Genomic DNA, 13,485 nt, shown 5'->3' with positions numbered 1-13,485 from the left:
TTCTGTTGACGACCGGAAGGAGTCCCAAACGTGAAAAAAATAACCATCCTGGCGATGGCCGGTGTGCTGGCGGCCTGCGCGGGGGAGTCCCCGGATGCAAGCAAAAAAGAGACATCCATGAGTGACGTTGAAACGGCCAATGTGCCTTCCGTAGTCGAATCTGCGCTGACTTACCCCCAGACCCGTAAAGATGACGTGGTCGATACCTACTTCGGCACCGAGGTGGCTGACCCCTACCGCTGGCTGGAAGATGACCGCAGTGATGAGACCGAGGCATGGGTGAAGGCGCAGAACAAGGTCACTTTCAGTTATCTGGAGCAGATTCCCTATCGCGATACCCTCAAACAGCGCCTGGAAGCACTGTGGAACTACGAAAAAGTGGGCTCTCCCTTTACCGAGGGTGACTACACCTATTTTTACCGCAACGATGGTCTGCAGAATCAGTATGTGGTCTGGCGGAAAAAAGGGGATGGGGATTCGGAGGTTTTTCTCGACCCCAATACCTTCAGTGAAGACGGCACCACGTCACTGTCGACCTTGAAATTCTCCAAAGACGGCTCCATCGCGGCGTATTCCGTATCCGAAGGCGGCAGCGACTGGCGCAAGATCTACATCATCGATGCGGAATCCAAGAAGGTGCTCGAAGAGCCGCTGGTGGACGTGAAGTTCTCCGGTATTTCCTGGAAAGGCAACGAAGGTTTCTACTACTCCAGCTACGACAAGCCGGAAGGCAGCGAACTGTCGGCGAAAACCGACCAGCACAAGCTGTACTACCACAAGCTCGGCCAGCCTCAGTCCAAGGACACTCTGGTATTTGGTGGTAGCGAGGAAGAGAAACGCCGCTACGTTTCCGGTTATGTCACCGAAGATGACCGTTTCCTGGTGATTTCCGGAGCGACGTCAACCTCTGGCAATGACCTGTTTATCCAGGATCTGTCCAAGGCCGATGCGCCGCTGGTGCCGGTGCTGACTGATTTCGACTCCGATACCTACGTGCTCGATAATCAGGGCAGCAAACTGTTCCTGGTCACCAACCGCGAAGCGCCCAACAAGAAGGTCGTCACCGTTGATGCGGCAGATCCTGCTCCGGCAAACTGGCAGGACTTTATCGGTGAAACCGAGAACGTACTGACCGCTTCAACCGGTGGTGGTTACCTGTTCGCGGAATACATGGTGGATGCCCTTTCCAAGGTGTATCAGTACGATTACAGCGGCAAGCAGGTGCGTGAAATTGCCTTGCCGGGGCCGGGCAGCGCTTCTTCCCTGAGTGGCAAGCATGCGGACGAGATTCTCTATTACTCATTTACCAACTACAAAACGCCTTCCACTATTTTTGCGTTCGACGTGAACAAGGGGGAGTCCAGTGTGTACCGCGAGTCCGGCGCACAGTTTGATCCGGCGGCCTACGAATCCAGGCAGGTGTTCTACACCTCCAAGGACGGCACCAAGGTGCCGATGATGATTACCCACAAGAAAGGCCTGAAACTGGACGGCAAGAACCCGACCATCCTGTACGGATACGGCGGTTTCAATATCAGTCTGACCCCGTCCTTCAGCATTGCCAATGCAGTGTGGCTGGAACTGGGTGGTGTCTACGCGGTGCCGAACCTGCGCGGTGGCGGTGAGTACGGCAAACGCTGGCACGATGCCGGGACCAAGCTGCAGAAGCAGAATGTGTTTGACGACTTTATCGCTGCGGGTGAATACCTGGTCGAGCAGGGCTACACTTCCAGTGACTATCTGGCGATTCGCGGTGGTTCCAACGGCGGCCTGCTGGTCGGCGCCGTAATGACCCAGCGCCCGGATCTGGTGAAAGTGGCGCTGCCCGCAGTGGGGGTGATGGACATGCTGCGCTACCACACCTTCACCGCAGGTGCCGGTTGGGCCTACGATTACGGCACTGCGGAACAGAGCGAAGAAATGTTCCGGTACCTGAAAGAGTACTCACCGGTACATAATGTGCAGGCTGATACGCGTTATCCGGCCACGCTGGTCACCACGGCCGATCACGATGACCGTGTTGTGCCGGCGCACTCGTTCAAATTTGCCGCCGAATTGCAGAGCAAGCAGGCGGGCCCGGCCCCCACGCTGATTCGTATCGAGACCAATGCGGGCCACGGTGCAGGTACCCCCGTATCCAAGACCATCGAACAGTATGCGGATATTTTCGGGTTTACCCTGTTCAATATGGGGATCTCCGAACTGCCGGGAAGTTGACCCCGCGATTTCTGTCATCGTTTCGGCATGAATCGGGGGCAAGATAATGGCTTGACGGGAGGGGTGTGACCAGCTGGTCCAGCTTCCCGTCGCGAGGTATCATTTGGAGCCACAAGATTTATGCCGAGATTTAATGCTGTGCCAAAGGCAACGGACCGGTCTACCCCTTTGCAGATTGAGCTGAGCACCCGCCCGGCCATTCTCCCCCTGTACTTTCGCGTACTGACTGCCCGTAAGAAGAAGGCTTCTGCTAGCCAGGGAGATACGGTTCTGGCCAGTGTCAGCCTGCGGGGGCAGCAGGTGGATGTGGAGCGCCTGCGTGCCTATCGCGATGTGTGCGGTTTTGCTGCAGGGGGCCAGCTGCCCGCTACTTACCCGTTTGTTCTGGCAATGCCGCTGCACCTGAAGTTACTGGTGTCCGATGCATTCACCTTTCCGATCCTTGGCCTGGTGCACCTGCGCAACCAGATTACGCAGCACCGCCCCATCGCGCCTGATGAGGCACTGGATATCCGTTGTGATCTGCTGCCACCGGTTGCGGTGAAGCGGGGTTATGAGTTTGCACTGACTACCCGGGTCAGTGTGGCGGGTACCCTGGTATGGGAGTGCGAGAGCGTCATGCTGAGCCGCGCCCGACACAGTGGAAAAGACAAGCCGTTGCAGTCGGGACTGGTGTTGTTGCCACAAGACATTCAGGGCATGAGTGGCCACGGCGGCGACAGCTGGGATATTCCGGAGGCGGCGGGGCGCAATTACGCGCGGGTGTCCGGCGACTGGAACCCGATTCACCTGTTTGCGTCGTCGGCGCGCCTGTTTGGCTTTTCCAGCGCCATTGTTCACGGTATGTGGACCAAGGCGGCTTGTCTCGCTTCTCTGGAACGGCGGTCCGGCCTGCCCGAGAGCTTCAGGCAGAGTGTTGAATTCAAACGCCCGGTGCCGTTACCGTCATCGGTGCGCTTCCAGTCTCAGGCTGGTGCCGGGGCGACGGTATTCCGTGTGGCCGATGACAGTGGCAAGACCCAGTATCTGAACGGGTTACTGGAGCCTCTTTAGCCGGCAAGGCTTTTACCGCAGTGGCAGAGTAAAAATCGCAGTAGGAATCAGCAGTAGGAATCAAGGGAAGCATGACGGACAGTGACAATAAGCAGCGGCTGGATCTTGCGCTTGAGCTGGGTGAAGAGTTGACCCGGCTGGGGTGGCGGGTGACTACCGCTGAGTCCTGTACCGGAGGCGCCATCGCTGCGGCGATTACTGCGGTTGCTGGTTCTTCCAGCTGGTTTGATGGCGCCATAGTGTCATACGCAGACCGGATCAAGCGTAGTTTTCTCGGTGTCGACCAGCACGACCTGGATACCACTGGTGCGGTCAGTGAGCCCGTGGTGCGGCAGATGGCAGTGGGCGCGCTCAATCGCCTGGACGCCAATCTGGCGGTGGCTGTCAGTGGTGTCGCCGGCCCCGATGGCGGTAGCGACGACAAACCGGTGGGTACCGTCTGGATTGCCTGGGCCCACGTGGACGGTCAGGAACCGCTCTCTGTTGAGGCCCGGCGAGTACACTTCAACGGAAGCCGTGCCGAGATACAGGCTCAGACCGTGACCGAAGCCCTGAAGGGCCTGCTGGAGATTACCCGCAGCCATCCCGCCTGACCGTTTGTCCCTGACTTTTTTGCACACTGGTGCCAGGTGCGCGCGCAGAGGTCCCGAATACTCCCCATTCCCGATTACTGGTTGCTTATACAGTAATTTTTCTCTAAGCTCCCTTCCCATAGCAGTTATTACACAGCAAATTTCAGGTACATATGGGAAAGGTCATGGACTCCAACAAAGACAAGGCTTTACAGGCGGCGTTATCTCAGATCGAGCGCCAGTTCGGCAAGGGCACCGTCATGCGTATGGGAGACAAGGAGCGGCAACGCATCCCGGCGATCTCCACCGGCTCTCTTGGTCTGGACGTGGCACTGGGTATCGGCGGCCTGCCGCGCGGTCGTATTGTAGAGATCTATGGTCCTGAATCCTCTGGTAAAACCACCCTGACCCTGCAGGTGATCGCCGAAGCCCAGCGCAAAGGCGGTACCTGTGCTTTTGTGGACGCGGAGCATGCGCTGGACCCTATCTACGCCGAAAAGCTTGGCGTGAATGTGGATGAACTGATTGTTTCCCAGCCGGATACCGGTGAGCAGGCTCTGGAAGTCGCGGATATGCTGGTGCGCTCCGGTGCGGTAGATGTGCTCATCGTCGACTCCGTAGCAGCGCTGACTCCGCGCGCGGAAATTGAAGGCGAAATGGGCGATTCCCACGTAGGCCTGCAGGCCCGCCTGATGTCCCAGGCCCTGCGCAAACTGACCGGTAACATCAAAAACACCAACACCCTGTGCGTGTTCATTAACCAGATCCGTATGAAGATCGGTGTGATGTTCGGCTCCCCGGAAACCACCACCGGTGGTAACGCGCTCAAGTTCTACTCTTCTGTGCGCCTCGACATCCGCCGTATCGGCTCCGTGAAGGAAGGCGATGAAGTGGTTGGTAACGAGACTCGGGTCAAGGTCGTGAAGAACAAGGTGGCTCCGCCGTTCAAGCAGACCGAGTTCCAGATCATGTACGGGCAGGGGATTAACCTGCTTGGCGAGATTATCGATTACGGTGTAAAAATGGGCCTGATCGACAAGGCCGGTGCCTGGTACAGCTACAAGGGCGACAAGATTGGCCAGGGCAAGGCCAATGCGGTGAAGTTCCTCAAGGAAAACGAAGATATCCGCAATGAGATCGAATCCGCGCTGCGTGCCCAGCTCCTCGGTGACGTGACTCCGGCCCCGGCCGAAGAAGTGGAAGCTGCGGAAGACTGATCTTGTCTTTCTTGCGCAATTCTAATGGCGGCGGGAGCAGTGTTGACTGCGAACTCCCGTCGCCAGGCTCCTCTCTCTCCCTACCTCAATCCCGTCCCGGTGGTCGGCCACAGGAAAGGCCAGTTGATACTTTTCAGGCGCTGTTCAATCACGCCTTGGAACTGCTTGCCCGCCGCGAGCACTCCTGTGAAGAGCTCAGGCAAAAGCTGGCCCCCAAACACCCTGAAGCCGACTTTGATAGCGTGCTGCAGCGGTTGCAGGAGCTGAACTACCAGTGCGACCGGCGCTTTGCGGAAACTTTCTGCCGCTCCCGGGTCAGTCGTGGGCAGGGGCCGATACGCATTCGGCAGGAATTGCAGGTTCGCGGTATTCGCGGTGTGCTCGCTCAGGAGGTAATGGAGGCCCTGCAAGAGGAGGTTGACTGGTTTGAGCTTGCTCTCGAACAGTTACAGCGTAAGTTCCGTCAGCCGCTCGATCTTTCCCAGCCGCGGGAGCAGCAACTTAAAGAGCGCGCGCGGCGTCAACGATACCTCGCTTATCGCGGCTTTTCTGGCGATGCGATTCAGTACGCTATTGAAGAGCTGAATAGCCCGCAAGACTGAGTCACAAAAGGTTCCACATGAAATGGGATAGAGGGAGCGGCGGACCGTTACAGCGCTCGCCCGCCAGGAGGGTGGTCCCCACAGCGTATATACTGGCTTTAGCCGGAGCCCACGATCACTGTGGGGCTGCCGATCGTGAATAACAAAAAGTCCAGAGCTGGCGCCTCGTATGATTCTCTCCATAGATCAGGGTACTACCGGTACCACCGCGTTTGTTTTTGATGCCGAAGGCAGACTGCGTGGCCGCAGTTACTCCGAATTTTCCCAGTATTATCCCGAACCCGGATGGGTGGAGCATGACGCCAGTGAAATCTGGCGGGTGACGTTGAAAGTATGTGCGGCGGCGCTACAGCGCGCCGGAATCGACGCGTCAGCGTTGAGCGCACTTGGAATAACCAATCAGCGCGAGACCACGGTCCTGTGGGATCGGGCCACTGGTGAGCCGGTACACCCTGCCATTGTGTGGCAATGTCGCCGATCCGCGGGTATCTGCGGTGACTTGCGTAGGGCCGGCGCCGAGCCGATGGTACGGGCAAAAACGGGCTTGCTGCTGGATGCCTATTTCTCTGCCAGCAAATTGCGCTGGATCTTTCGCGAGTCACCGGATCTGTACCACCGCGCTGAGGCAGGGGAGCTTTGCTTTGGCACCATCGACAGCTGGCTGATCTGGTGCTTAACCGGCGGCCGTCAGCACCTCACCGACCACACCAATGCCAGCCGAACTCTACTGTATGACGTCGACCGGCATCAGTGGGATAGTGAGCTTTTGGCATTATTTGAATGTCCCAGTGCGATTCTGCCGGAAATACGGCCGTCAGCGGGCAGCTTTGGTGTTACTGATCCTGCGACCTTTTTCGGGGCCCGCGTACCTATTTGTGGAGTGGCAGGGGACCAGCAGGCGGCCCTCTATGGGCAGGGCTGCTTTCAGCCGGGCAGTATGAAAAACACCTACGGTACCGGTTGTTTTATGCTCGCCAGTGCCGGTAAGCGTCGTCCGCTGGTGCCAGAGGGGATGCTCACTACGGTTGCCTGTGATGCAACGGGCCAGCCGCAATACGCGATCGAGGGCTCCGTATTCAACGGGGGCGCGGCAGTGCAGTGGCTGCGTGATGATCTGGGAATCATCCAGCACGCAGCAGACTCAGAGCAGCTGGCACAGTCCATTCCCAGTACCCGCGGAGTATATATGGTGCCTGCCTTCAGTGGCCTTGGGGCGCCGCACTGGGATACGGATGCTCGTGGTGCGCTGTTCGGGCTTACCCGCGGGGCGGGGCGCGCAGAAATAGTGCGTGCGACGCTCGAGTCGATCGCATTTCAGAGCCATGAGTTGGCTGAGCTGATGGCGCGGGCATTGAATGTCGAATTGCAATGCCTGCGGGTCGATGGCGGCGCCAGTGCGAATAATTTTCTGATGCAGTTCCAGGCGGATATTTCCAGTCTGCGAGTCGAGCGCCCGCGCCAGATAGAATCTACCGCCGTGGGTGCAGCGCTCCTGGCCGGTGTGGGGGCTGGTCTGTGGGAATACGGTGCGCTGCCTGACTCTCTGCAGGACATAGAGCAAGACTTCCTGCCACAGATGTCTGTACAGACTCGCCAGTCTCATCTGCAGGGTTGGCGCAAGGCCGTGGCCGCCTGTCGCAGCTTCTAGCGCCGTACCATTCGGCGCCTGTTGCCTACCGCCTGTGGTTCAACCGAGCCCCGGTGAATTCTCCCATCATTCGTGAAAAGCCTGAAAAAGCGTTGTACCATACGCGGTCATTTTTGCCTGCCAAGCCCCGGGGCATCCCGTTTTCAGGGCGGTGGGCGCTATCTGAGTGAAACACCGAGATCGACATGGATAAGAAATTACTGAGTTTACTGGTCTGCCCTGTCAGCAAGGCACCTCTCGAGTATCACGAAGAGGCGCAGGAGCTGGTGTGCAAGGCGAGCGGCTTGGCCTATCCGGTGCGTGATGGTATCCCGGTGATGCTGGAGTCCGAAGCGCGCCAGCTGACAGCGGATGAGAAGCTGGAAAAGTAGCCGGTCGCGCCGCAATTTGGCAGCGCTGTTGGGGTAGGTAGTGTCAGGAGGGGACATGGAAGAAGTCAGTGTATTCAGTCGCATTATTGCCGGGGAGATTCCAGCACCGCGTCTGTATGAGGACGACCAGTGCATTGTCATCAAAGATCGCGCGCCCCAGGCGCCGACGCACCTGCTGATTATCCCCCGTAAACCCCTGGTCAGTGTGGCTGATGCCCGCGAAGAAGATGTGCCATTGCTCGGCCATTTGATGTGGGTGGCTTCGAAAATGGCAGAGCGCCTTGAGTTGGAAGACGGTTTTCGACTGGTGGTGAACAACGGCCGCGGAGCCGGCCAAACGGTGTTTCATCTACATATACATTTGCTGGCCCAGCGCCAGCTGCCAGAAGAGGGTCTTGCTGAAGACCTGCGAGATTGAATGGTTGGCCGCGCAATAACGTAGCCAATAAGAATTTACCGACGATGTGGAAACAGCCTGAATGAAGAGCGCACAGATACGCGAAGCATTTCTCAATTATTTCGCCGAGCAGGGGCACACCCGTGTCCCATCCAGCTCCCTGGTGCCGGGTAATGACCCGACACTGCTGTTTACCAATGCCGGCATGGTGCAGTTCAAAGACACTTTCCTCGGTCAGGAGTCGCGCCCGTATGTTCGCGCTGCCAGCTCCCAGCGTTGTGTGCGAGCCGGCGGGAAGCACAATGATCTGGAAAATGTTGGCTACACCGCGCGTCACCACACATTCTTTGAAATGCTCGGTAACTTCAGTTTTGGCGATTACTTCAAACGTGAAGCTATCCAGTTCGCATGGCAGTTCCTGACCCAGGAACTCAAGTTGCCAGAGGAACGTCTGTGGGTGACTGTGCATATCAGTGACGATGAAGCGGCAGATATCTGGCTGAAAGAGGTTGGTGTCAGTGCCGACCGCTTCTCGCGCCTGGATGAAGACAATTTCTGGCAGATGGGTGATACCGGCCCCTGTGGACCAAGTTCGGAAATTTTTTACGACCACGGTGCTGATGTGCCCGGTGGCCCTCCCGGTTCCGAAAATGATGACCTCGACCGTTATATTGAAATCTGGAACCTGGTGTTCATGCAGTTTGAGCGCTCGGCCGATGGCGAGTTGCACCCGCTGCCCAAGCCTTCGGTGGATACCGGTATGGGGCTGGAACGCATTGCGGCGGTTATGCAGGGGGTGCACTCCAACTATGAGATCGATCTGTTTCAGGCGTTACTGAAAGCCGCCGGCGAGGTGGTCGGCTGCAGCGATACCGAGGAAAAATCTCTGCGGGTAATTGCCGATCATATCCGTTCCTGTTCGTTCCTGATCGCCGATGGTGTGATGCCCTCCAATGAGGGGCGCGGTTTCGTGCTGCGTCGCATTATCCGCCGCGCAGTGCGCCACGGGCACAAGCTGGGGCATAAGGAGATTTTCTTCTACAAACTGGTGGCTGCTCTGGTTGCGGAGATGGGCGAGGCCTATCCCGAACTGAAACAGAAGCAGTCGCTGATAGAAAGTGCCCTGCGCAAAGAAGAAGAGCAGTTTGCCAAGACGCTGGATAAAGGTCTGGCATTGCTGGATGAAGCACTTGAATCTCTTGACGGGAGTGAAGTGCCGGGCGAGCTGGTGTTCACATTGCACGATACTTACGGTTTCCCCACTGATTTGACTCAGGATATTGCTCGAGAGCGTGGCCTGACCCTCGATATGGACGGCTACGAAAAAGCCATGAATGCCCAGCGTGAACGGGCGCGTGCGGCGGGTAAATTCAAGCAGGATTACACCGATAATCTGGACCTGGACGGGGCGACGGAATTTCTTGGCTACGATCGAGTTTCTGATAAGGGTACGGTAGTTGCCATTATCAAGAATGGTGAAGTGGTGGACACGCTGCAGGAAGGTGAAGAGGCAGCCATCGTGTTGGATCGCACCCCGTTTTATGCGGAGTCAGGAGGCCAGGTTGGTGACAGCGGTTACCTCCAGTCTGATACCGGCCGCTTTGAGGTGGGAGATTGCATCAAGCATGGGGCCCATCATCTGCACCAGGGCAAGTTGTTGTCTGGCAGTCTGGCAGTAGGTGCGCCGGTAAACGCGGAAGTCGCTGGTGATGTCCGTCAATCGACGGCGCTGAATCACTCGGCGACCCACCTGCTGCACGCAGCATTGCGCAAGGTACTGGGTGAGCATGTTACGCAGAAAGGCTCCCTGGTGGACTCAGAGCGTTTGCGCTTTGACTTTTCTCATCCAGAAGCTGTGACCGGCAAGCAGCTGCGCGCTATCGAAGCGCTGGTGAACAGTCAGATTCGCGCCAATACGCCCGTTGAAACGGAAGAAACCGACATTGAGACCGCAAAAGCCAAGGGGGCCATGGCGCTATTCGGTGAGAAGTACGGGGATACCGTGCGTGTTCTCACCATGGGCGAGCGCAGTGATTCCGGCGCCTTCTCTGTTGAGTTGTGCGGCGGTACACATGTGGCGCGCACCGGTGATATCGGCTTGCTACGCATTGTGGCCGAAAGTGGTATCGCATCGGGTCAGCGGCGTATCGAGGCGGTGACCGGGGCGCACGCACTGGCCCTGTTTGATCAGGCGCAACAGCGCCTGGATCATGTGGCCGCCCTGCTTAAGGCACGGCCAGAGAATCTGGCCGAGAAGGTTGAGCAGTTGCTGGCGAACAATCGCAAGTTGGAGAAGGATCTCGCGACCCTGAAAACCCGTCTTGCGAGCGGCGCAGGCGGGGATCTGTCCAGTCAGGCGGTGGAGGTTGCCGGTATCAAACTGCTCGCCGCATCAATTGAAGGTGCGGATGCCAAATCTCTGCGTGATCTGGCCGACCAGATGAGAAATAAGCTCGGCAGCGGCGCCTTGCTACTGGCAGCTCCCGGTGATGGCAAAGTGGCGCTGGTCGCAGCCGTGACCAAGGACCTCACCAGTCGCCTGGCTGCGGGGGACCTGATGCGTTATGCCGCAGGCGAACTCGGTGGAAAGGGCGGTGGTCGCCCCGATATGGCGCAGGGTGGTGGTACTGATGTGGCAGCACTGCCGGCACTACTTAAAGCCATTCCCCAGTGGGTCGAAAACAATATCAAGTAAAAGCAGGCGCCGATTATTTCGACGCCAGGCAACCAAAAGAAGGTTTTTCGTCGAAACTCGCAATTTTTCGGTTGATTTGACCAAAGATTGGTGATTTAGTGCGCGACTCCCGCGGATCTGGTACCGCGCACCAAGGTAGTAAGGAACACTAGAGCGATGAGTTTGTTCGTGCAGAAATACGGCGGCACTTCGGTAGGCTCCATCGAGCGTATCGAGGCTGTGGCCGACAAAGTGGCGGGCTTCAAGGCCCAGGGCCACGATATGGTCGTCGTGCTTTCCGCCATGAGCGGGGAGACGAATCGTCTGATCGGCCTGGCAAGCCAGATCCAGGAAAACCCGGATCCCCGGGAAATGGACGTGCTGGTTTCCACGGGTGAGCAGGTCACCATTGCGCTGTTGAGTATGGCTCTGAAGAAGCGTGGTTACGACGCCTGCTCCTACACCGGTGGCCAGGTCAAGATTCTTACGGATAACGCTCATACCAAAGCCCGAATTCAGCGCATCGACGTAGAGCGTATGCGTCGGGATCTGGACTCTGGCAAGGTTGTTGTCGTGGCTGGCTTCCAGGGGGTGGATGAAGAGGGCAATATCACCACCTTGGGGCGTGGTGGCTCTGACACCACCGGTGTTGCCCTTGCTGCAGCGCTTGATGCCACCGAATGCCAGATTTACACCGATGTTGATGGTGTATACACGACAGACCCCCGGGTTGTGGATAGCGCCCGTCGTCTCGACCGCATTACCTTTGAGGAAATGCTGGAAATGGCGAGCCTGGGTTCAAAGGTACTGCAGATCCGCGCGGTTGAATTTGCGGGAAAATATAAAGTCCCCCTGCGTGTCCTTTCCACGTTTGAGGACGGCAACGGCACACTGATTAGTCTGGATGAGGAAGACAACGATATGGAACAGCCTGTAGTCTCCGGCATAGCGTTCAACCGCGACGAGGCAAAACTGACAATTCGCGGTGTGCCGGATACCCCCGGAGTGGCTTGCCGTATCCTTGCGCCGGTAGGTGCGGAAAACATCGAAGTCGATGTCATAGTGCAGAACATCAGTGCAATCGACGGCACCACCGACTTCACCTTTACCGTGCATCGCAATGATCTCGGCAAAGCGCGTAAGGTGCTTGAGCGGGTGGCCAGCGAGCTTGGCGCGCGCGAAGTGGTATCTGACGACAAGATCGCCAAGGTTTCCATTGTGGGCGTGGGCATGCGCTCTCATGCCAATGTGGCTTCGCGCATGTTCGAGGCGCTGGGTGAAGACAATATCAATATCCAGATGATTACTACGTCCGAAATCAAAATTTCGGTCATTATCGACGAGCGCTATCTTGAGCTTGCGGTACGTGCGCTGCACAGCGCATTTGAGCTCTCGGAACCGAAGGCCTCTGCGTAACTATAACCAGAGTGATGGATACTGCTGACGACCATAGCAATTCGGTTGTTTGGCGCATGGTACGACGTGTTGAGATTTTCTGCGTCTGGGCAATACTGAATAAAGTGACGGACAAGGTTCTCGGTTTGCAGCGATCTCGGGTTATTATGGCCCAAGGTGCGGGCCAGGGATAACCGGTCGTACCAAATCACAGGATGATCAAGGAGAAGTAGGTAATGTTAATTTTAACCCGCCGTATCGGTGAAACACTGATGGTTGGTGACAATGTGACGGTTACCGTATTGGGTGTGAAAGGCAACCAGGTACGAATCGGAGTCAATGCGCCGAAAGAAGTAGCGGTCCACCGTGAAGAGATTTATCAGCGCATCCAGCGTGAAAAGCAATCCTCCAGCGAGGGGAGCGCCGACTGAGACCTGTCCCTGAGTGACAGCTTTTGTCGATGAGAAAGAGGCCGCAAAGCGGCCTTTTTTGCGTCTGTATGAATTGTGAGCATCGATGAAGAAATCCCAAAAAGTTATTGATTCCCCATTGATTTTTGCTTCGCCGTTGGTATGATGCCGCTCACTTTCAGCAGCCAAGACCAATTGTTCGCGGTTGTTGTGGCCCTGCCAAAGCAGGGCGGAAAGTTATACGGTGAGGTGGCCGAGTGGCTGAAGGCGCGCCCCTGCTAAGGGCGTATGGGGTTAAACTCATCGAGGGTTCGAATCCCTCCCTCACCGCCATACAAAAAAGGCTCCATGCGAAAGCATGGAGCCTTTTTTGTATGGCGGTGAGGGGGGAGAACCCTCGCGGGTTCGATCAACTCGCGCAAGCGAGTTGAGACCGAGGCGCAGCCGAGCCCGAAGGGGAAGAACACGCCTGAGCGTGTTTTGAGTCCATCCCGCCCGGAGGCGGCTTCCTCTACTTAAGTTATTTACAAAAGGACGAAGCCGATTTTGGGTTTGCGGTTGAGCTGGGCATCAGCTTTCTACGGGTAACGAACTGACCCAGGTGGGGCCCACAAAAGCTCCATCCCTGACACCCATAACCTCCAACCAAAAAAACTTCACAAAACCCTTGCGTGCCCTCCGTCACCCCCGTATAGTTCGCGCCCTCGCTGCTTGAGCGGCAACGCAAACAGCGGCGAGATGGCAAGGTAAGCTTTTGATTTTCTGAGAGTTTTACTCCGAAAAGAATTTCAAAAAGCACTTGCCAAGGTGGAGTAGGTCGCTATAATGCGCGCCACTTCAACGGTCACCCAGGGCGGTGGTCGAGAGGCTGGAAAGCGTTGATTTATAACGGTTTCGCGCTTCAAAGAAGTCTGCAAAAAGCACTTGCT

Annotated in this window: 11 protein-coding genes and 1 tRNA gene; all 12 read left to right on the top strand. The window is 57.0% G+C overall.

The genetic code is table 11. The features are described from left to right. The first annotated feature begins 30 nt into the window (after positions 1 to 30). Positions 31 to 2,217 (top strand): prolyl oligopeptidase family protein, encoded by a 2,187-nt coding sequence (locus AU11_RS07985; RefSeq protein WP_043318544.1) that lies wholly within the window; start codon positions 31 to 33, stop codon positions 2,215 to 2,217. 120 nt (positions 2,218 to 2,337) lie between these two features. Next, positions 2,338 to 3,270, top strand: a complete 933-nt coding sequence (locus tag AU11_RS07980; protein ID WP_081848015.1) for a MaoC/PaaZ C-terminal domain-containing protein — start codon at positions 2,338 to 2,340, stop codon at positions 3,268 to 3,270. 71 nt (positions 3,271 to 3,341) lie between these two features. Beyond that, positions 3,342 to 3,863, top strand: coding sequence for a CinA family protein (locus tag AU11_RS07975; protein WP_043318540.1), 522 nt, complete (start codon positions 3,342 to 3,344; stop codon positions 3,861 to 3,863). Positions 3,864 to 4,027: 164 nt separating this feature from the next. Beyond that, positions 4,028 to 5,059, top strand: coding sequence for a recombinase RecA (gene recA, locus AU11_RS07970; protein WP_043320223.1), 1,032 nt, complete (start codon positions 4,028 to 4,030; stop codon positions 5,057 to 5,059). 2 nt (positions 5,060 to 5,061) lie between these two features. Next, the gene (locus tag AU11_RS07965; protein WP_231491758.1) at positions 5,062 to 5,661 is read left to right on the top strand and encodes a regulatory protein RecX; all 600 of its coding nucleotides are present in this window, start codon (positions 5,062 to 5,064) and stop codon (positions 5,659 to 5,661) included. Between the two features lie 169 nt (positions 5,662 to 5,830). Then, positions 5,831 to 7,309: a glycerol kinase GlpK gene (gene glpK / locus AU11_RS07960; RefSeq protein ID WP_043318538.1), complete on the top strand. Its 1,479-nt coding sequence runs from the start codon at positions 5,831 to 5,833 to the stop codon at positions 7,307 to 7,309. A gap of 185 nt (positions 7,310 to 7,494) precedes the next feature. After that, positions 7,495 to 7,680, top strand: coding sequence for a Trm112 family protein (locus tag AU11_RS07955; protein WP_043318535.1), 186 nt, complete (start codon positions 7,495 to 7,497; stop codon positions 7,678 to 7,680). A 55-nt stretch (positions 7,681 to 7,735) separates the two neighbouring features. Further along, positions 7,736 to 8,098, top strand: coding sequence for a histidine triad nucleotide-binding protein (locus tag AU11_RS07950; RefSeq protein ID WP_043318533.1), 363 nt, complete (start codon positions 7,736 to 7,738; stop codon positions 8,096 to 8,098). A gap of 61 nt (positions 8,099 to 8,159) precedes the next feature. Continuing rightward, entirely contained in the window at positions 8,160 to 10,772 is a 2,613-nt protein-coding gene (alaS, locus tag AU11_RS07945; protein ID WP_043318532.1) for an alanine--tRNA ligase, read from the top strand. A gap of 156 nt (positions 10,773 to 10,928) precedes the next feature. After that, positions 10,929 to 12,167: an aspartate kinase gene (locus AU11_RS07940; protein ID WP_043318529.1), complete on the top strand. Its 1,239-nt coding sequence runs from the start codon at positions 10,929 to 10,931 to the stop codon at positions 12,165 to 12,167. A 215-nt stretch (positions 12,168 to 12,382) separates the two neighbouring features. After that, positions 12,383 to 12,577 (top strand): carbon storage regulator CsrA, encoded by a 195-nt coding sequence (gene csrA / locus AU11_RS07935; protein WP_010131831.1) that lies wholly within the window; start codon positions 12,383 to 12,385, stop codon positions 12,575 to 12,577. Positions 12,578 to 12,799: 222 nt separating this feature from the next. After that, positions 12,800 to 12,889 (top strand) — tRNA-Ser (locus AU11_RS07930). Positions 12,890 to 13,485: the final 596 nt, after the last annotated feature.

Source organism: Microbulbifer sp. HZ11, from assembly GCF_000708675.1.
Lineage (GTDB): Bacteria > Pseudomonadota > Gammaproteobacteria > Pseudomonadales > Cellvibrionaceae > Microbulbifer.
This window is presented reverse-complemented; position numbering and strand designations above follow the sequence as displayed.

What these genes read in the sequence shown, in the direction of transcription:
- AU11_RS07980 (WP_081848015.1), top strand. Translation starts at nt 2,338, where the DNA reads ATGCCGAGATTTAATGCTGTGCCAAAGGCAACGGACCGGTCTACCCCT.
- AU11_RS07975 (WP_043318540.1), top strand. Translation starts at nt 3,342, where the DNA reads ATGACGGACAGTGACAATAAGCAGCGGCTGGATCTTGCGCTTGAGCTG.
- recA (WP_043320223.1), top strand. Translation starts at nt 4,028, where the DNA reads ATGGACTCCAACAAAGACAAGGCTTTACAGGCGGCGTTATCTCAGATC.
- glpK (WP_043318538.1), top strand. Translation starts at nt 5,831, where the DNA reads ATGATTCTCTCCATAGATCAGGGTACTACCGGTACCACCGCGTTTGTT.
- AU11_RS07955 (WP_043318535.1), top strand. Translation starts at nt 7,495, where the DNA reads ATGGATAAGAAATTACTGAGTTTACTGGTCTGCCCTGTCAGCAAGGCA.
- AU11_RS07950 (WP_043318533.1), top strand. Translation starts at nt 7,736, where the DNA reads ATGGAAGAAGTCAGTGTATTCAGTCGCATTATTGCCGGGGAGATTCCA.
- alaS (WP_043318532.1), top strand. Translation starts at nt 8,160, where the DNA reads ATGAAGAGCGCACAGATACGCGAAGCATTTCTCAATTATTTCGCCGAG.
- AU11_RS07940 (WP_043318529.1), top strand. Translation starts at nt 10,929, where the DNA reads ATGAGTTTGTTCGTGCAGAAATACGGCGGCACTTCGGTAGGCTCCATC.
- csrA (WP_010131831.1), top strand. Translation starts at nt 12,383, where the DNA reads ATGTTAATTTTAACCCGCCGTATCGGTGAAACACTGATGGTTGGTGAC.